Origin of the sequence: Desulfopila aestuarii DSM 18488, from assembly GCF_900143695.1 — a bacterium.
GTDB classification, from domain to species: Bacteria; Desulfobacterota; Desulfobulbia; order Desulfobulbales; family Desulfocapsaceae; genus Desulfopila; species Desulfopila aestuarii.
The window spans coordinates 79,306-96,827 of record NZ_FRFE01000002.1 but is presented as its reverse complement, the minus strand read 5'-3'; the positions used below and the strand labels follow the sequence as shown (position 1 = coordinate 96,827).

19 protein-coding genes and 1 tRNA gene are annotated in these 17,522 nt (G+C 50.9%); 5 read left to right on the top strand and 15 right to left on the bottom strand.

Annotated elements, in window-relative coordinates; all coding sequences use genetic code 11:
- Positions 1-10 precede the first annotated feature (10 nt).
- A complete protein-coding gene (locus BUF15_RS02200) occupies positions 11-241 on the top strand; it encodes a thioredoxin family protein (protein WP_073611820.1) in 231 nt (76 codons plus the stop codon).
- A 42-nt stretch (positions 242-283) separates the two neighbouring features.
- Here BUF15_RS02200 and BUF15_RS02195 read toward each other — a convergent pair whose 3' ends face one another.
- The 5 genes from BUF15_RS02195 to BUF15_RS02175 are packed head-to-tail and all read right to left on the bottom strand — an operon-like array spanning position 284 to position 3,254.
- Entirely contained in the window at positions 284-718 is a 435-nt protein-coding gene (locus BUF15_RS02195) for an arsenate reductase ArsC (RefSeq protein ID WP_073611819.1), read from the bottom strand.
- A 27-nt stretch (positions 719-745) separates the two neighbouring features.
- On the bottom strand, positions 746-1,159 hold the full coding sequence (locus BUF15_RS02190) for a putative zinc-binding protein (protein WP_073611818.1): 414 nt from the start codon (positions 1,157-1,159) through the stop codon (positions 746-748).
- 38 nt (positions 1,160-1,197) lie between these two features.
- Complete coding sequence (locus BUF15_RS02185) at positions 1,198-1,719, bottom strand: (Fe-S)-binding protein (protein WP_073611817.1); 522 nt, start codon at positions 1,717-1,719, stop codon at positions 1,198-1,200.
- A 22-nt stretch (positions 1,720-1,741) separates the two neighbouring features.
- Positions 1,742-2,839, bottom strand: a complete 1,098-nt coding sequence (arsB, locus tag BUF15_RS02180; protein WP_073611816.1) for an ACR3 family arsenite efflux transporter — start codon at positions 2,837-2,839, stop codon at positions 1,742-1,744.
- A gap of 52 nt (positions 2,840-2,891) precedes the next feature.
- Positions 2,892-3,254 carry a hypothetical protein gene (locus BUF15_RS02175; protein ID WP_073611815.1) on the bottom strand — a complete coding sequence of 121 codons (363 nt, stop codon included), beginning with the start codon at positions 3,252-3,254 and terminating at the stop codon, positions 2,892-2,894.
- A gap of 237 nt (positions 3,255-3,491) precedes the next feature.
- Here BUF15_RS02175 and BUF15_RS02170 point away from each other — a divergent pair, with 237 nt between their 5' ends.
- Positions 3,492-3,683: an adenine nucleotide alpha hydrolase family protein gene (locus BUF15_RS02170; protein ID WP_073611814.1), complete on the top strand. Its 192-nt coding sequence runs from the start codon at positions 3,492-3,494 to the stop codon at positions 3,681-3,683.
- 63 nt (positions 3,684-3,746) lie between these two features.
- On the opposite strand, the gene BUF15_RS02165 is transcribed toward BUF15_RS02170, so the two are convergent.
- The 10 genes from BUF15_RS02165 to BUF15_RS02120 all read right to left on the bottom strand — a co-directional run bounded on the left by BUF15_RS02165 (position 3,747) and on the right by BUF15_RS02120 (position 13,669).
- On the bottom strand, positions 3,747-4,496 hold the full coding sequence (locus tag BUF15_RS02165) for an esterase family protein (RefSeq protein WP_073611813.1): 750 nt from the start codon (positions 4,494-4,496) through the stop codon (positions 3,747-3,749).
- Between the two features lie 11 nt (positions 4,497-4,507).
- A complete protein-coding gene (locus tag BUF15_RS02160; protein ID WP_073611812.1) occupies positions 4,508-5,668 on the bottom strand; it encodes an ATP-grasp domain-containing protein in 1,161 nt (386 codons plus the stop codon).
- 140 nt (positions 5,669-5,808) lie between these two features.
- On the bottom strand, positions 5,809-7,200 hold the full coding sequence (locus BUF15_RS02155; RefSeq protein ID WP_143170611.1) for a hypothetical protein: 1,392 nt from the start codon (positions 7,198-7,200) through the stop codon (positions 5,809-5,811).
- 213 nt (positions 7,201-7,413) lie between these two features.
- On the bottom strand, positions 7,414-8,004 hold the full coding sequence (locus BUF15_RS02150) for a DUF4125 family protein (RefSeq protein ID WP_073611810.1): 591 nt from the start codon (positions 8,002-8,004) through the stop codon (positions 7,414-7,416).
- Between the two features lie 29 nt (positions 8,005-8,033).
- Positions 8,034-8,960, bottom strand: a complete 927-nt coding sequence (locus BUF15_RS02145) for a DUF4037 domain-containing protein (RefSeq protein WP_073611809.1) — start codon at positions 8,958-8,960, stop codon at positions 8,034-8,036.
- Between the two features lie 430 nt (positions 8,961-9,390).
- Positions 9,391-9,864 carry a universal stress protein gene (locus BUF15_RS02140; RefSeq protein ID WP_073611808.1) on the bottom strand — a complete coding sequence of 158 codons (474 nt, stop codon included), beginning with the start codon at positions 9,862-9,864 and terminating at the stop codon, positions 9,391-9,393.
- 130 nt (positions 9,865-9,994) lie between these two features.
- On the bottom strand, positions 9,995-10,924 hold the full coding sequence (locus BUF15_RS02135; RefSeq protein WP_073611807.1) for a DMT family transporter: 930 nt from the start codon (positions 10,922-10,924) through the stop codon (positions 9,995-9,997).
- A gap of 113 nt (positions 10,925-11,037) precedes the next feature.
- A complete protein-coding gene (locus BUF15_RS02130; protein ID WP_143170610.1) occupies positions 11,038-11,487 on the bottom strand; it encodes a YkgJ family cysteine cluster protein in 450 nt (149 codons plus the stop codon).
- A gap of 213 nt (positions 11,488-11,700) precedes the next feature.
- A complete protein-coding gene (locus tag BUF15_RS02125; protein ID WP_073612065.1) occupies positions 11,701-12,981 on the bottom strand; it encodes a citrate synthase in 1,281 nt (426 codons plus the stop codon).
- A 612-nt stretch (positions 12,982-13,593) separates the two neighbouring features.
- Positions 13,594-13,669 (bottom strand) — tRNA-Cys (locus BUF15_RS02120).
- Between the two features lie 68 nt (positions 13,670-13,737).
- Between BUF15_RS02120 and rnc the strand changes: the two genes are divergently transcribed.
- Genes rnc through BUF15_RS02105 form a run of 3 tightly spaced genes read left to right on the top strand, consistent with a single transcriptional unit; the run spans position 13,738 to position 17,455 of the window.
- Positions 13,738-14,466 (top strand): ribonuclease III, encoded by a 729-nt coding sequence (rnc, locus tag BUF15_RS02115; RefSeq protein ID WP_234981083.1) that lies wholly within the window; start codon positions 13,738-13,740, stop codon positions 14,464-14,466.
- Positions 14,467-14,469: 3 nt separating this feature from the next.
- Positions 14,470-15,480: an elongator complex protein 3 gene (locus tag BUF15_RS02110; RefSeq protein WP_073611804.1), complete on the top strand. Its 1,011-nt coding sequence runs from the start codon at positions 14,470-14,472 to the stop codon at positions 15,478-15,480.
- The gene (locus BUF15_RS02105) at positions 15,467-17,455 is read left to right on the top strand and encodes an ABC-F family ATP-binding cassette domain-containing protein (protein ID WP_073611803.1); all 1,989 of its coding nucleotides are present in this window, start codon (positions 15,467-15,469) and stop codon (positions 17,453-17,455) included. The genes BUF15_RS02110 and BUF15_RS02105 overlap by 14 nt, the downstream gene beginning before the upstream one ends.
- Positions 17,456-17,522: the final 67 nt, after the last annotated feature.

Here is a 17,522-nt window from a genome sequence, read left to right as displayed (position 1 = left end):
GGAGATAACAATGAAGATCCAGGTTCTTGGTCCGGGATGTAAAAGCTGCAATCAATTGGCGGATAATGTCGCAGAGGCCGTATCGGCAATGGGTGTCGAATGTGAAATAGAAAAGGTAACCGATTTCAATCAGATCATGAGCCTCGGCGTGATGATGACTCCCGGGTTGGTGGTGGATGGCACGGTTAAAGCTGTTGGCAGGGTGCCGTCTGTTGAGGAGTTGAAGACCATGTTGAAATGAGAAGATTGCGGCGGAATGCAGTGGTTGTCAAAATGCCTCTTTTCATCCTTTAGGAAGTGAATCCGGTAAAGTGAGAACGAAATCCCGGATCTCATCCCGTACTCTTCGGTAGGGTGCGAGTTTCTCTTCCTGGCTCGTTGCGGAAGCCGCCAGTGCAGGCGGGTCGTCAAATCCGCGGTGCACCTTTTTCCCGGGAAAGATCGGACAGGTCTCGTCAGCATGACCGCAGAGGGTGATAACCCAGTCGAATTCGTGTTTTGACAATTCGTCAATAGTCTGGGATTCCTGGCCGGAGATATCGACGCCGACCTCGGCCATGACCTGCACCGCAGATGGGTTGAGGCCATGTTTGACAATACCTGCCGAATAGATCTCCAACTCATCGCTTTTGAGGTGTCTGGCCCAACCTTCAGCCATCTGGCTGCGGCATGAGTTGCCGGTACAGAGAAAGAGTATTGTGATCTTTTGTGACTTCATATTCTTTTACGTAACGAAGAGGCGTGTTTAACCGCAACAACATCCCGGAATGCGAGGAAAAAAGTCGGAGGTTCTAGCGGCGGAGGCAATAATGCCATCCTTGGCAAGTTGCAGATCCCCCTCTGTAATTTCAGAAGTGTCCCTGTTTTCGAGGGCAAGTTCGGCGAGGTTTAAATAGAATTCAACCTTGATATTTCTCTCTGCGAGTTGCTTCTGCACGCAGCAATCTCCGCAGCCGTCAACAGCGACAATCGACATTTCTTGAAGAGAGCTTTCCTGTAACAGACCAGGAGCATCAGGTTGACGCACCTCTATTTGCCTTCGTACTCTTTTCTCCTGTAACAGGGCCTGGACGGCAGCAGCTGGCAATCTGCCCAGATACGAGTCGCAGGAGCAGGGGATGACCAAGAGGTTCTGGATGTTTTCGCTTGTTGACTGCATGGACGGTCTTTGAGGTTGTGGTGATGTCTCAGCCGAATTTAATCAAACCTGAACTGGGAAAGGTACTCGGCAAGTTGCTGCTTTTTCTCTTCTGCCATGGGTGGGCAGTCATTCTGGTCCTTTGCCCCTTCGATGACTTTTGAGGCAAAGACCAGGCAGGTCGGGTCATGACATTCCCGACAGTTGGTGCAGGGCAGAAGTTTCAAAACTTCGAGAAGCACCGGCTGTCTGGCACTTTCGGTACACGGTTCTATTTCTGCCCGCCTATCCCATGTTTCGTTGATTTCCCGCTGCAGCCAGGCAATGATCTTCTCCGCTTCCTCCTCGTCCCGAAGGGCATTGACTGCGATTTTCCGAGGATGAATTGTTATGAGTTTGCCATAGTTTTTCAGGGTCAAAGCCGGTGGTTCATGGGTGTAGACGAAACCACCGAGCACAGTGTTGAGATAGGGCAGCACCTCGCGGACATCGTTGTTGAGGTGAGCGAAACAGTGTACGCCTTGTGCGTCGGACTGGCATTTTGATTTGAAAATTTCCAGCTCGTATCCCTGCAGCAGCATCTCCTCTCTCCCGTCAATGGTGTCAGTTCGCTTGATCTTTCAGGTGCACATGGCACACTCCGGAAAGCGTCTTCTTTTCAAACGGAAAATATTTTGTTTTTAACCTCAGCGCCACATTTACCAAAGCAATCAGCACAGGTACTTCAACCAGCGGTCCTATGACGGCGGCAAAAGCCTCACCGGAGTTGATACCGAACACAGCGATGGCGACCGCGATTGCCAGCTCGAAATTATTCGAGGCGGCGGTAAAGCTCAAGGTCACCGTCTGTTCATAAGTGGCACCGACCTTCATCGAGAAAAAGAAGGAGACCACGAACATGACCAGAAAATAGATGGTGAGTGGTACGGCAATGCGCAATACGTCAAAGGGCAGCTGTACGATATATTCACCTTTTAAGGAAAACATCACTATGATGGTAAAAAGGAGAAAAATCAGTGTCAGAGGGCTAATTTTCGGAATGAAGACCTTCTCGTACCAATCTTTACCCTTGGTCTTGATGCCGATCAGCCGGGTGAACATGCCTCCCAGAAACGGGATGCCCAGGTAGATAAAGACCGACTTGGCAATATCGGCGATGGACACATCCACCACCGCTCCATCCAGGCCAAACCAGGCCGGCACGATAGTGATAAAGAGCCACGCGTAGAAGGAAAAGAACAACACCTGAAAAATTGAGTTGAATGCGACCAGCCCGGCGCAGTATTCCGAATCGCCATCCGCGAGTTCATTCCAGACGATGACCATGGCGATGCAGCGGGCCAAGCCTATCAGGATAAGACCTACCATGTACTCATGGTGACCGGAGAGAAATGAGATCGCCAGCAAAAACATCAGAATAGGGCCGATCACCCAGTTCTGAATCAGTGACAATGTCAGCACCCTGAAGTTTCTGAACACCTGACCCAGCTCCTCATACTTCACCTTGGCCAGCGGCGGATACATCATCATGATCAGGCCGATGGCAATCGGGATATTGGTGGTGCCAACCTGAAAGGAGTTGATGATCTGCTGTACAGGCGGGTAGAGGTACCCTGTTATCACACCGAGAAACATGGCCAGAAATATCCACAGAGTCAGGAAACGGTCAAGAAACGAGAGCTGTTTGGGCGCGGTTGTCATGGTCGTGTTATGAGGGATGAAAACCCTTATTAAATTGATCAGTTGTAAATAATTATTGAATATCGTTTATACACAAGATCTCTTCGGCGAAAACATCAATGGAATCACCCAGGCTCAAAGCATATTCGTCCGGCAGCTCTGAAACGATCTCGGCCACGACTTTGTCAAGGTCAACATGCTCGACACGAAGATCAACATACCCACTGTCAACCTGCATCTCTTCACCTGAGCCTACACCGAAATAGACCCGGATTGTAATAATGTCGCCTTCCTGGAGTTCGCGCATTGAAACGCCGGGATAGTCCTGCAGATCGTCAGGATAATAATTTGGTGTCTCGGCATTTTCAAGGTTATAAATATGATAGCCTTCCTGTCGTATTTCTGCATAAAAAAGTGGTTCTTGCTGAAATTTCATGTTCGGATTCCGGATTGCAGTCTTGTCTGGTTTCGCAATATCGGTCAACTCATATGGATATGAATTATCGATGGGTTGCCGTCTGTTGCATGATGATGAAGGTTTGAGGGTTAATAATTCCACGCTGGCCAAGCACGGTAATTCAACCCGGAATAAAACTCAACTATTGCGTACCATCAGGCGTGAAGAAACCGGAAAATGTTCAAATGTCGCTATCTTTGAGAGGGCCGTGTCGATGTGAAGGCGAGCGTTAGAAGATTTGAGCCGGAAAAGGAGATAATGAAGGAGAAGGAGACCGGTGGCTACGATCTGATGGCAATGGCGACCCATGGTGGTATTTTTATCGGCGATAGCCTGTTCAGTGATGTTTCAGAAAGCCTCAAACACAAACTCACCATTCCGCTGCTGTTACTGCGATATGAGGGGTAGCAGGCATTACGTACCAGCGCGGCAGGTGGCCTATTGGGCACCACCTGCTTTCTTCGGGGATTTCTACGAATAAAGACGACCAAGAAAATGGTTCATCTGCCTGTACCACCAGGGCCAGTCGTGATTCACATCGTAGCCCCAGTAATCTATCCAGGCATCTATGGATTTAGACCTGAAAACATGATCGAGAGCGCGGGTGTCTTCGAGCGCCTCGTCTTCCCAGGCCCCCTGACCCGTACAGATGATGATCGTGCTGTCCCGATAGCGCTCCAAAAACCATGGGTCATTCAGCCCAGGCAGGTAGCTCACCGGCGAATTAAAATAGACGGCGGGGATATCTTCTGCTCCAAGGCCGAATTCATGACGGTCTAATCGGTAGAGACCGCTCAGGGCGATGGTGCCGGCAAAAACATCGGGGTGGCGAAGGAAGAAGTTTACCGCATGGTAGGCACCCATGCTGCATCCGTTCGCCATGATTCGGATCTCTTCATCGTTGCAGTGTCGACGGATAAAGGGAACCACCTCAGCGGTAATGTACTGGTCATATTGTTCATGGCGGCTGTTTCTTTCTCCTGGCATAACGCCAAAATTGTACCAGGACTGTTCATCGATGCTGTCGACGCAAAAGAGCTTTATTTTGCAGTTGTCGATAAAGGGGGCAATGGCCTCGATCATGCCCATTCCTTCATAGTCGAAATAGCGCCCCCGGGAACAGGGAAATACGATCAGCGGCTGTCCCATATTGCCGTAGACTTTCAGCGTCATCTCCTGGTTGAGCCGGTCGCTGTGCCAGCGATGTTCTTCAATATGCATCTGCGGGTTCCTTATCGGGTTTCGTGGATGAAGCGGACAATGTCATCGATATCTTTTATCTGCGGCGAGCGGAAAATATAGCCGACATCCCCCAGGGCACTGCTGAAGACGCCAGGGACGTTGACCACGCTGTTTATGAAAGCGCTGTATTGAGCTATGACCTCATCATGGCTGTAACGATAGTCGTAACGGTTTTTGCGACTGGCGTAACAGCAGTGGTATTTGCGCGTATGTTCAAGAGGCGCAACACCATTCACCATCACCTGGGCCCACAAGTTGTAGACATCTATGTCGCCTGCAAAGTTGAACATGTCGGTGGTAAAGCCGCCGGGCGGGCGCATATTCACTTCAAGTGCCACGTAATTCCCCGGCGCTGTTTCGAAAAACTCGATATGGAAGAACCGGCTGCGGACCTTGAAGGCCTCAACGCACTTGCGCCCAATCTCTTCAAGGGCGGGTGGAATGTCGCGGAGTGAAGTGTAGTGGATATGGCGGGCCTCGTTGACCGTCTCCATAATTCCCTGGCTGAAGTGATGACTGGTAGAAAAGACCAGGTCGCCGTTGGCGTCGGCCAGGCCATCAAAAGATATTATTTCGCCCTTGATGAACTCCTCCATGATATACTGAGCATCCGGTTTGGAGGCAAAGAAGCTCTCCAGATCAGCATCGGAGTGAAGAAGATAGGTGTCCAGCGCCCCGACTCCAATATCGGGTTTGGCAACCACCGGGTAGCCTACACCTTTAATGAACTTTTTTGCCGCTGTAACAGTGGTGACAAGGCGGCCTGCTGCAACCGGGATTTTGGCAGACTGGAAGCGTTTTTTCATCCGGGATTTTCGTTTGATGACATCAATATCATTGCCTCTTACGCCTGTAATGTTGAAATCATCACGGATGCGGGCTTCCGTGGCCAACCAGTATTCGTTGAGGGATTCGAAGCGGTCGATCTTCCCGTAACGGTGGGTGAAGTAACCGCAGGCCCGTACCAGCTGATCGTAGTCGTGCATGTCGTTGATAAGATAATATTCGGTCAGGGCCTCTTTGACAGCAGGGTCGAGCTGGTCGTATGGGCAGTCGCCGATGCCGAGCACATTGGCGCCAAGTTGCTTCACGTTTCTGCAGAACTGATGATAATGGTGTGGGAAATGGGGTGAGAGGTACACCAGATTCATAGCTATCCTTTATAGTTATATTACAATTGAAATGCTAAATGCCACGTGCGGGCACAAGGCAAAAATATGCGACAATATCAGTATAGATAGTGCCGCTTTCCTGACAAAACAAGAGTGCTATGAATGAAAAAGCAACACGATCAGGGAGCTGATATTGGTAAGGGCGGCTGCCGAGAAAGGTTTTTGCTTCGGCCAGGCGGTAGATCGAAGCAAGATGAGCGCTGTTCCTCATCATGCAGCCTCTCAATTTTATACATCGTTTTTTCACGCAGCCGGTCAGCGTAAGCGGGATCGGTGGACCGATAGCGCTGTTCGGCAAAATCGAGGTCGACCAGCGCGTTACGGATTTCTTTCAAGATCATCTCGCATTTCGTTACTCCCCAACGAGCTTCGATTGAATCATTGGGGTCATGCGACAGCCATGCGCTATCGTGTATTACATCGAGCAAGGTGATTGTCCGTTCCATGGTGATAGGAATGGTCCGTTGTGCCATTTCCCGCTCCAGAGTTTTTGCATCAAGCCCATTATCTACTATCAACTTTTTGAGGTAATAGATCTCCAGGCCAATTTTTTCATCGCGTGAGGGGGTGCTGTAAATTTCCCAGCTGGATGAACCCTCAGGGCAACCATTCTTCCTGCAATAGGCAAAGCCGGTTTGAACAAGTTTTACCCTATCCAGAAGATAGCGATAGATTGAATCGATAATCAGGTGGACCCTTTTGGCGGGGGAACGCGGTTTGGGATCAATTCTCCGGGCAATTGCGTCATCAAAGGATTCGCCGATTTTGCAGAAATCCGAGCTGTATTGCTCAAGAGAGAAAAAAGGCTCCTGCTCGACTGCAAAGTAGAGCCAGCGCCCGCTGTTGAATTGTGGCCAGCGGAACCGTAGCAAACCAGTGCCCTGCTCGTGCTCGATATCTGTGCCGAAATAGTTCCTCTGACGGAGTTGAGTGATTTTTCTGGGCAGTGTTGCTTCCCAGGTTTGGACCGGGGAATAGGTGCTGCCGTCTGTAACGATGCGGCCGATAATACCTGCGTGGCCATCATGGAGAAAGATGGCACCTGCAGTGAGCGAACCTGCGGAAATACGGATGGGATAAGTGTCCTGCGGAAGTGTTTTGGTGGATGTCAGCTCGAGGATGTGAAGAAGCGACTGACGAAATCTGCGGTCTCGATACCATTCCTTGGCGGTGGGAAGATAACTGAAGGCTGTCGACCAGTTGCCAAACAAAAGACCATCTTCGGTGGTGACGGCTGCCGGGAGATGGGCAATCCGGGCATAGATCCAACGGACGGCGTAGGGAACATCAGCGCAATCGATGGCAATGTTGTGGCGAATGAAAAAATCTTCGTTGATGGACGCTTCCACCCACTGGGCAAAGTGATTTTCTTCGGCGACGCTCCAGCGTTTCGCACCTACCTGCCAGACTTGTCCGGCAGACTCGCCAATGGTTGTGACTGGGATTGCTCCTGCAACGAGTGCCAGTAAAAGGATGAAAAAAAGGACGAGGCGCCTGTTCGTAGTCTGCATCAGTTCTTTCTCCAAAAGAGAGATGAGACAGGGGCGGGAGGTTCGATATTTCTCCGGCATATTCCCTATTCGAATGATACCGAATAACGAGGCGGAGTGTCAAAGTGGATGGAAAGGAGCGGATTTTTTCAGCAGCTCGGGAAAATCGTCGCTAATGCGGAGATTGGAGAGTAAACGCAGCGGACTATCGAGAGCAGGTGCATGTTGGATAGCTTACAATTGTCTGGTTTGATTGTGTTGTGCAGCCAGGTGTGCTTCAGCCTCGTCGAGCGAGTTGAACCCCGCATTGCGGATGGTTGCCTGAAGTCGTGCTCTGGCTAGATTCGTACCGTGCTTTCGGCTGTTGACCACGTTCTGGTAGTAGAGCTCAAGGGTTTTTTCTGAAAAAGTCTCAAGCTCGCCACGCAGATAGGTCCTGATGGAGGTGGTATGCGGCCCATCCTGTTCGATGGGCCTTCCTTTAGAGTGGATATTTGGGTATTGGGCTGCCAGCTCCCTGACCCATTCCATTTCGATATCGACAATGGCGTCCAACAATGGTGAGTCGGTCAGCTGTGGGATGATGCCTTCCATTCGTGCGTATTTCAAGGTGAGCAGGTTTCTGTCATTTGCCTTGGCCTTGATGAGGTCGTCGTGGTAGGAGGATAGAGCTTCTTCTGACCAGGCACAGAAGTTTGACGTTCGAAAGGCCCTGAAGCGATCCGGATGTTCCTGGCATGATGCTTTTTCCCTGGCGGCAACGTTTAAGAACATCTCCAGTTCAAGCTCGATAATAGCGTTGATGATGTCTTTCTTGTCCTCCAAGCGCTGCTCCTTTGCTTGCAATATCAGACTCAGCCGACGGTCAGTCCCAAACGTTTGAGTTCCTCATCGCTGATCATCGCCTGGATGCCTGGCCCGTGATCGGGGAGAAAATCACTAGTGCTCTCTGTGAGGCCCTGTTCCCGGAGCTGTTCGATGAGCTTTTGGGAGAACTCCTCGATCAGCTGTTCTTTTTCCTGCGGGTTATGGCTTGTAACGAGCCGGAGAACCGTGTCGTAAGCATATTCACCAAGAATGTCGAGTGGCTTCACAGCCCGATGGGCCCACTTGTAGAAGGGCATGAACGTCCGGTTGAGCAGAAAGACCAGCGACAGGGCTGTTTCGATAAATTTGGCCTCGGCCTGGAGGGCGGCACATGGTTCGTTTCGCTTTACTGAACGCGGATAGTTGTATTGTCCTGCCTGGCCGGCTACCATTACCCGGGCGGTGATTTTTTTCAGCCGCACATCTTCCGGGTAGTAACGAAGCAGGGTGCGGCGGATGGCCGAAAAGGTTCCCTGCGGGTCGTGAAAGACTTTGCCGTTCACGGCTGTTGCGAGACCGTTTTCAGGAGTCGCCAGCCACTGTTTAGGGGTTTGGGGCAAACCATCCATGCCGAGCAAAGTCCGGAAGAAATTGTTGATCTGGAGAACACCGATTCGCCCCTCGCCCCAGCGGCTGGTCTCTCTGGCCGAATAACCAAGATATGTTTTAGGCAGGCTGTCGTAGATTTGGGAAAGTTCTTTGCCAAATTGCTGGTAATCCAGGTCTGAGAGCCATATCGCGAACCCCGGCCCCCAGTCATGATCCTGGGAAATCTCGTCATCATAGCCAAAGCAGTCGGAGCCTTCTCCTGCCAGACCGATTGCCAGTTTCATGAGCTTGTCGCAGCAATCCCGCTCCAAAATCGGCAGGGCAACCTCATAAAAATATCTCTGGCTGAGTTCAAGTCCTTTCATATGTCGTGACCTCTATTATCCCGATAGGCATTAACTTACCGGTAAAAATCCTGTAGTGCTGATTGATCCCGATCCTTAAACCTAAAGCGCAGTGAAAAAATGATCCGCTCTGCAGCTTTGAGTATCTGTTAATGGTGTTCTAAGATACTGAATCCTTTCAACTGAAATGATAGTGTGAATAATGTAAGACCGGAAAGCTCTTTCCGGTAGAGTAATATTTCTTTCTTTCTCACGGCGCGAAAAAATCTCTGAACTTGACTGGTAAACCGGAGCAGCAGGATAGTAGGAGGAAGACTGGAGGGGGGGATTGGATGAGCGTAGTTCGCTATCGTCGACTGAACTATGCCATGGCCAGATATCGTCTGGCCATGGCATAGTCTCAGTCGAGCATGAGGAGCGTCTCGCGTGCCTTTTTTATGGGATCAAAGATTTACTCTTCTTTGGCACGTATTAATAGTACAGGCACCGTTCCGGCGCGAAGCACTTTGTCAGCGACGCTGCCGAAGGCAAAGCGGGCAAGACCGCCGCGGCCGTGGGTCGACATGGCCACCAGATCGGCCTTGAGCTCTTCTTCGGCCTTCAGGATTTCCTTGGCAGCAGAATCGCCGAGAGTCACTGTGCAGGAGACCGTGATGCCATCTTTTTTGAAGCGCTCGCCAACCTTTTCGAGATATTTTACGGCACTTGCCTTCATCTCGTCCAGCTCTTTGGGAGTATAGGGGATCGTGACTATCTCGCCACCACCATGCACATAAAGTGAATGATTGAGGGTAGTGATGGTGTGGAACAGGGTAATGTTGATTTTTTCTCCGGGTGCGAGTCGGGTGATCATATCGCTGACATGACTGACAGCTGCTTCACCGAGTGCGGAACCATCCAATGGGATCAGTATGTTCTGTGACATTTTCTACCTCCTTTACAGGTTGTGAAGAGAACGTGAAGAGAACTCACCGTAATCCATCTCGCTTATATCATTCTAACCTCCTGATGGGGCGAAAGTCAAATGGGTGAACCAGTAAATAGCTAAATCGTGGTTATTTTCGATTGGCGAGAAAAACCCCGAAAAGGACCAGTGCGGCGCCATAGATATGGAACATTGAGAGTTTTTCATCAAGGATCCACCAGGCGATTCCGGCATTGTAGATGGGTGCAAGATAAAGGATAAGCCCGGCGCGGCCAGCTCCCATGGTTCGCTGTACCAGACCATAACCCAGATAGGCGCCGATGGAAGCGAATAATGCCAGAAAAAGGACAACCTCAGCTGTGGCAATGGTGAGAGGGTGGGAGGTGCCAATCTGCTGTTCGAACAGGACGAATGGCAGCATGACCAGGACGCCTGCAACAGCAGTCCAGCCAAACCGTGCCGTGGGATTGAGGCGTGTAGGACGGTAACGCAGTCGAATGGAATAAATTGCCCAGGAAATAGTGGCACAGATAATCCAGATATCGCCCCGAACAAGATTAAGCCCCAAAAGTCGCTGCGGTTGGCCGTGACTGATTAGCACGAGAACACCAAACAGGCTGAGAATAACGCCACAATGCTGGAGCCTGTTCAATCGTTCATTATGAAAGAAGTGCGCAAGGGCAATGATGAGTACTGGTGCTGCAGAGTAGATAAGACCGATATTGGTCGCGGTTGTGGTGTGGGCGCCAAGGTACACAAAGGCCCCGCACACTCCCATTCCTAGAGTACCAAGAACCAGAAGTTCCCGCCATTCAGCCATGGCCTGTCTCCAGCTGCCTACAAAACTCAGGCGGAAGAAAAGTGCAAGCAAAAGAGCGGTTATTGACCAGCGATAGAAAGCAAGACTTACCGGTCCCACCAGATCGATGGCGGCACGGGCAATGATCATGTTTGATGAAAAGAGTAGAGGGGTGATAAAGAGAAGTATTCTGGCAGTTAACTGATCATGCTGAGCGGTCTTCTCTCGAGTAAGGGCTGTACTGTTGGCAGGTGATGACATGGTAGATGTCCGAAGGGTTTTGAGTTCGGGAGCTGGCGAGTTTCAGCCGCGAAAGATATCGATAATCAGAAGGGTTTGCAAAGGTTCTGCTGATTGTCATGGGGTAGGTTCTGCTATTTTAAACGTTGCAGGCTTTCTTCCACTTTGGGTTGGATAATATTAAGAAGGTCTTCACGCTCAAGATAGGGGCATGGGTCATTATAGGGAAATTCGCGGCACTGGCGCGGTCGAGCTGCATGGATCGTGCATCGGCCACACATTTTCTCATTGCTGAGGAAGATGCAGCTGCCGTCTGGGCGGGTTTTGAAGGTGTTTCTTTCAACGATATACTTGTTGCGTGCCTCGCCGTCGGAAATGTTGAAATGGCGGGCTATGCGATTGATGTCAATAGCGTCGAGGAGCAGCGTTGCCCCCTTCAGACGGTAGCAGCAGTAGCCGGGGCAATAATTGCAATACATTCTATTACCCGAGAGGATGTAGGGTGCGGTGGCGGTCATTGCGTCCTTCGGGGTATTGAAGTGCTTTCGGCGCTGGCATCGGATGGTCCGCCAACGACTTGTCACGTAATGCAGTACCTTGCTTTGCCGAAATAGACAAGGAAAGTATGATGTTTTGAAGTTGTCTGGAATCACACAGGGTGTTTTTGACACGATTGGCTACGAGGTGTGAGCTGATTCCGTCTCGTTGTCAATGAATGTCAGTGGGCAGGGGAGGCGCAAAAAAAGCAGCCCGGACCTTTATTGCTGTCCGGGCTGTGGGTGTGTCTGGTTTTTTTCCTAACGGGCGTGAAGAGGGATATAATCACATTGCTGGTTACCCGTATAGATCTGGCGGGGACGGCTGATTTTCCAGTGAGGATCATCGGTACTTTCCTTCCACTGGGCAATCCAGCCGGGCAGCCGGCCGAGGGCAAACATCACCGTGAACATATTCGTGGGAATGCCTATAGCACGTAAAACAATACCGCTGTAGAAATCGACGTTGGGGTAGAGATTGTGGTCGATAAAATAGGGATCTTTTAAAGCGATTTCCTCAAGTTCTCGGGCTATGTCGAGGAGCGGATCGCTGATCTGCATGGATTCCAGCAGTTCATCGCAGATTTTTTTGATAATCTTGGCTCGCGGGTCGTATGTTTTGTAGACCCGATGGCCAAATCCTGGGAGCCGGAAGGGATCGTTTTTATCTTTGGCCCTTTCTACAGCTTTTCGGCAATTGCCGCCGCTCGTGTGTACGTCCGTCAGCATCTCGATGACCGCCTGATTGGCACCGCCATGCAATGGTCCCCAGAGAGCGGCAATGCCGGCGGAGATAGCCGCGTAGAGGTTGACCCGGGCACTACCTACCATGCGGACGGAAGAGGTGGAGCAGTTCTGCTCGTGGTCGGCGTGGAGGATCCAGAATACCCTTAATGCCCTGACCACCTCTTTCTTGATTTCGTAGGGTTTTACCGGGGTGTCGAACATCATGTTGAGAAAATTCTCACAGTAGGTCAGATCCGGCCGAGGCAAGACCAGTTCGTGCCCTCTGGAAATCTTATAGGACATGGCTGCCATGGTTCGCACTTTGGCGAGGAGCCGGGTCATGGTGATGTTGATTTCCTCTTCAGATGTTCCCAAAGAAGGATAAAAGCTCCTGAGGGCGTTGACCATGGCGGAAAGGATGCCCATCGGATGGGATGCCCTGGGGAAATTCTGGAAAAAGACCTTCAGGTCGGTATGGACCAGGCTGTTGTCATTCAGGTTTATCGAAAACTGGGTGAGCTCTGTCCGATTCGGGAGCCTGCCATTGATCAGCAGGTAAGCTGTTTCTTTAAATGTAGAGTGCTCAGCCAGCTGTTCAACGGGAATGCCACGGTAGCGCAAGATGCCTTTTTCACCATCCATGAACGTGATGGCGCTCAGACAGCTGCCAGTGTTGACATACCCGGGGTCGAGAGTGATAAAGCCTGTTTCTGCCCTCAGTCTGGCTATGTCGATGGCTTTTTCACCTTCACTTCCGGTGACGACCGGAAGCAGCATTTCTTTGCCGTTGTATATGAGTGTTACAAATTCGTCCAAGTTTTCCTCCACAATTTTGCTGATACCCAAAGGCATTCCCAACACCAGGTTTGGCATTGCTCAGTTTGTGTTAATACGGAAACGGCCCTTTGTTCCTATCGCTTCGTTGCTCTAAAATTCTATCCTCGGAATATTTTTGTATGCCTGCGGAAAATTTGTCGGGCGGGTCAGTTTAGGACAAGAGATCTCGTTTCTGGATAGACACGAGATTGAAAATCTTCCAGGCAATCTAGGGCATATATTTCTGGTATGTCAACTAGTATTTATAAAATTACAAATATGTGACAAAGATGTACCGCTATGTGGTGGCTATTCCATAATTGTAAAATATCAATAAAAACAACATGCTATGTCACTGAAAATGTATTGAATGTTTGAGGGGGGCGAATGATGTGGCTTGGCCAGGTCGCCGTCATGAAACGGGCAAGGCTGCAATGTATACAATCAGACAGCAATCGCGACGGCCTAATCAACTTGACCTGAAGCGCAATTTCAAGTATCTAAAGGCGCAGCCGTTCGGCATGACCATCTGCCTTTGTGCTTTGGAGGCTGAAAAGGAAAGAAACGAAAAAAGGGGTTACAGATCGATTATCTGTAACCCCTTGGAATTTCTGGAGGCGGCGAGCGGAGTCGAACCGCTGAATAATGGTTTTGCAGACCACTGCCTTGGCCACTTGGCTACGCCGCCCCAAATGTGAGGCCACTTTATACCATAGAACGAAATTTTGACAAGAGGTAATTTTAAAAAAGATGGGTATGGAAATTGATGTCCTGGTACAGGGCAATAAAGAGTTGTTAAGCGAATTGGAACGGATTGTACAATACCGTTTTACCGACCTGCGCCTGCTGCAGAAAGCGCTGGTGCATGCCTCATTTGCTTTCGAGCAGGCGCAGATCGGTAAGAATAATGAGACACTGGAGTTTATCGGTGATGCTGTGCTGGACCTGGTGATTGGCCATATTCTCTATACGCGCTATCCTGAGATGAAAGAAGGCGAGTTGACCCGGTTGCGGGCTGCGCTCGTGAACGAGACCCACCTTGCGGTCATGGCCCGGGAGATTGAATTGGGCCGTTTTCTCTTTCTTGGAAAAGGTGAAGATGCTTCCCATGGACGAAACAAGTCATCGATTCTTTCCTGCGCCTTCGAGGCGTTAATCGGTGCGGTTTTTGAGGATGCCGGCTATGAGATGGCAAGCAGTCTGATAAACCGATTATTCGTACCGACCATCGAGACCAAAAAAGAAGAAATGCTTATTGCCGATGCAAAGAGCAGGCTGCAGGAAGTGTTGCAGGAAAAACATAACGAGGGCCCCAGCTACCGTCTTGATCTTGAAGAAGGACCTTCGCACCAGAAGAGCTTTACCATCTCCGTTATGTTTCGTGACGAGGTGCTGGGCACTGGCGAGGCGCGCTCTAAAAAAGAGGCGGAACAGCGGGCTGCGGCTGCGGCCCTCAAGGCTATCGCCGTGAGCGGAGATGCATAAGGGATGGGGCTGATAATCCCTGTTTTCATCTCGCACCGTGGCTGCCCCCATCAGTGTTTGTTCTGTAATCAACACGCCATTTCAGGGCAGCAGGATGAGGATGGTGACCCGAAAGGCGAGAGCATAGAAGATGTTATTGACATCTGGCTTGGCCGCAGTCCCGGTCAAAAGGATGTAGAGGTAGCCTTTTATGGCGGTTCGTTCACCTGTCTTGCCCATGATGAACAGAGGCGACTGCTTGGTGCGGTAACGCCCTATATCAATGATGGGCGGGTGGCGGGTATTCGGTTGTCAACCAGGCCCGATTGTGTGAGCCAGGAAAACAGCAGATTTCTGGTGGAGATGGGGGTGAAAACTGTTGAACTGGGGGTCCAGTCGCTGGATGATCGCGTGCTGGCTGCATGCCGGCGTGGCCATAGCGCGGATGATAGCCGCAGGGCCATGGATACTTTGCGCGCAGCCGGCCTGCAGGTGGGTGTTCAGCTGTTACCTGGCCTGCCGGGGGAAACCACCCGTTCGTTTATAGCGGGACTGCGCGAGATTATTACCTTTCACCCTGACCTTGTCCGCCTGTATCCTGCAGTGGTGGTGGCTCAGTCTCCACTTGCCGACCTCTATCGTCAGGAAAAATATACGCCGCTTACTCTCAATGCGGCGATCGGTTTGACGCGGCGGGCTAAAGAGATGCTGGATGCGGCCTCCATTCCGGTAATACGCATGGGGCTGCAGCCTTCAGATGAGCTGGCCAAACAGGTCGTTGCCGGGCCGTATCATCCTGCTTTTGGTGAACTTGTGGTCTCGAGGCAGTGGTTCAGACGTATCCGCAAGCGGCTACGTGCATGCGGTGTGGGTGAGCACCTCATAGTATATATTTCCGACCGCGACCATTCGGCGGTGGTCGGTATGAAGAAGATGAACATTATCCGTCTGGCAAAGCTCGGCTTTCAAGGACGTTTTACAATAATCCCTGAGAAAAACAGGGAACGGGGAACTGTGAAGTATGCTGTCTGTTAATCATTTAGATATCCGTTATGGTGAAAAACACCTGTTTAAAGATATTTCCGTCCAGGTCCACGATGGCAATCGTATTGGCCTGGTGGGGGTAAACGGGGCGGGAAAATCGACGTTGTTGAAAATTATGGCCGGGGTTGCGGCCACCGATGACGGGGTCGTAACCTGTGCCAAAAGTTTCACTGTCGGTTATCTGCCCCAGGAATCAAACGAGTTGCTTACCGGCAGAACCCTCTACGAAGAAGCCCAGACCGCCTTTGATTCGCTTCTTCTATTGCAGCGAGAAGCTGAAGAAATTCACGACCGGCTGGAGGGTATAGCTCCCGATTCGAAGGAGTGCGAAAAGCTGCTGCAGCGGCAAGGGGAGATTCAGCACAGGTTGGATGGCAGTGATATCTACACAATGCAGGCCAAGATCGAAAAGGTACTCTTGGGGCTCGGTTTTCGTCAGGAAGACATGTCGCGCCCGGTATCAGCGTTTTCCGGTGGTTGGTTGATGCGTCTAAAACTTGCCAAGATGCTGCTGGAGGCCCCGTCTCTGTTGCTGCTTGACGAACCTACCAACCACCTTGATCTCGAATCGCTCACCTGGGTGGAAGAGTTCCTCCGCACCTATCAGGGCGCCATGGTGGTTGTTTCCCATGACCGGACCTTCCTTGACAAGGCCACCACCGCCACCTGGGAGATAAGCTTTGGTAAAATCACTGCCTATAAAGGCAACTACACCTTTTATCTGGCGGGCAAGGAAGAACGGCGCGCCATCGAAAAGGCGGCCTATGAAAACCAGCAGGCCCGGATCAGTCAGACCATGCGCTTTGTTGACCGGTTCCGTGCCAAGTCCACCAAAGCCAAGCAGGTGCAGAGCCGTTTGAAACAGCTCGATAAAATGGAGCTGCTCGAACTGGGGGACGATGAAATGCGGATCAGCTTCTCGTTTCCACCGGCACCGTCTTCCGGTCGGGACGTTATGCAGGTGGAGAGCTTAGAGAAGAGCTATAACGGTAAGCGGGTCTTCAAGGATGTCAATCTGCAGCTCCAGCGAGGAGACAAGGTTGCAGTGGTTGGTGTCAACGGAGCTGGTAAATCAACACTGTTGAAGATTCTTGCCGGTATCATAGGAAAAGACTCGGGAGTGGTGCGCTTTGGCACCAACGTCAAGCTTTCCTATTTCGGCCAGCACCAGGCTCAGGAACTTTCGCCAAGTCTTTCAGCACTTGAGACCATGGCGCTCTGCGGTGAAGATCTCACCGTGACCCGGATGCGCTCTCTCCTTGGCGCTTTTCTCTTTCGTGGCGAAGAGGTTGAAAAGAAGGTTTCGGTTCTTTCTGGCGGAGAGAAAAGCCGACTGGCTCTGGCTAAAATGATCGCCACTCCAGCTAACCTTATGCTGCTGGATGAACCGACAAACCATCTTGACATGAGCTCACAGGAGATCCTGCAGGAGGCGATGGCCCAATATGACGGTACTATCGTGGTCGTTTCCCATAACCGGTATTTTGTCGACAGCTTCGTTAACCGGGTACTGGAAGTGAAAGACGGCCACGTCACCATGTATGAGGGAAATGTCGCAGAGTATTTACGGAAAATTGAGCTGATGGCCGAGAGGTTAAAAGAGCAGGGTCAGGCCCAGGTGAAAGAGGATTCGGCTGTCGAAGACAGTGATCCGGACGGGAAACAGAGCCGCAAGGATCGAAAACGCCAGGAAGCCGAACTGCGACAGCAGCGCTCGAAACTTGCCGGCCCCTGGTTGAAACAGGTACAGGAGGCGGAAGCCAGTATTGAGAAACTCGAAGTGGAAAAAGAGGATCTCGAGGCGCTCATGGCTGATCCGGACCTTTATTCGGACGAAAAGGCCTGGACGGAAACAAGCCGCAGGTATGAGGAGTGCAAACGTCGTCTGGAGCGTTTTTATGATCGTTGGGAAAAAGCCCAGGAAGAGATAGAGAAAGTCGACGCGAAGCTTGGACTACAGAGTTAAGTGTGAACTTTCTAGCTGCTTTCCCCTATGATTTGGCAGTTTTTGCTGCTAAGTTGCACAGTATTTA

Coding starts and splice junctions, on each gene's coding strand:
- arsB (WP_073611816.1), bottom strand. CDS start 2,839: ATGACAACCGCGCCCAAACAGCTCTCGTTTCTTGACCGTTTCCTGACT.
- BUF15_RS02195 (WP_073611819.1), bottom strand. CDS start 718: ATGAAGTCACAAAAGATCACAATACTCTTTCTCTGTACCGGCAACTCA.
- BUF15_RS02185 (WP_073611817.1), bottom strand. CDS start 1,719: ATGCTGCTGCAGGGATACGAGCTGGAAATTTTCAAATCAAAATGCCAG.
- BUF15_RS02160 (WP_073611812.1), bottom strand. CDS start 5,668: ATGAATCTGGTGTACCTCTCACCCCATTTCCCACACCATTATCATCAG.
- rnc (WP_234981083.1), top strand. CDS start 13,738: ATGGAAATTGATGTCCTGGTACAGGGCAATAAAGAGTTGTTAAGCGAA.
- BUF15_RS02140 (WP_073611808.1), bottom strand. CDS start 9,864: ATGTCACAGAACATACTGATCCCATTGGATGGTTCCGCACTCGGTGAA.
- BUF15_RS02165 (WP_073611813.1), bottom strand. CDS start 4,496: ATGCATATTGAAGAACATCGCTGGCACAGCGACCGGCTCAACCAGGAG.
- BUF15_RS02155 (WP_143170611.1), bottom strand. CDS start 7,200: ATGCAGACTACGAACAGGCGCCTCGTCCTTTTTTTCATCCTTTTACTG.
- BUF15_RS02175 (WP_073611815.1), bottom strand. CDS start 3,254: ATGAAATTTCAGCAAGAACCACTTTTTTATGCAGAAATACGACAGGAA.
- BUF15_RS02200 (WP_073611820.1), top strand. CDS start 11: ATGAAGATCCAGGTTCTTGGTCCGGGATGTAAAAGCTGCAATCAATTG.
- BUF15_RS02145 (WP_073611809.1), bottom strand. CDS start 8,960: ATGAAAGGACTTGAACTCAGCCAGAGATATTTTTATGAGGTTGCCCTG.
- BUF15_RS02105 (WP_073611803.1), top strand. CDS start 15,467: ATGCTGTCTGTTAATCATTTAGATATCCGTTATGGTGAAAAACACCTG.
- BUF15_RS02190 (WP_073611818.1), bottom strand. CDS start 1,159: ATGCAGTCAACAAGCGAAAACATCCAGAACCTCTTGGTCATCCCCTGC.
- BUF15_RS02110 (WP_073611804.1), top strand. CDS start 14,470: ATGGGGCTGATAATCCCTGTTTTCATCTCGCACCGTGGCTGCCCCCAT.
- BUF15_RS02135 (WP_073611807.1), bottom strand. CDS start 10,924: ATGTCATCACCTGCCAACAGTACAGCCCTTACTCGAGAGAAGACCGCT.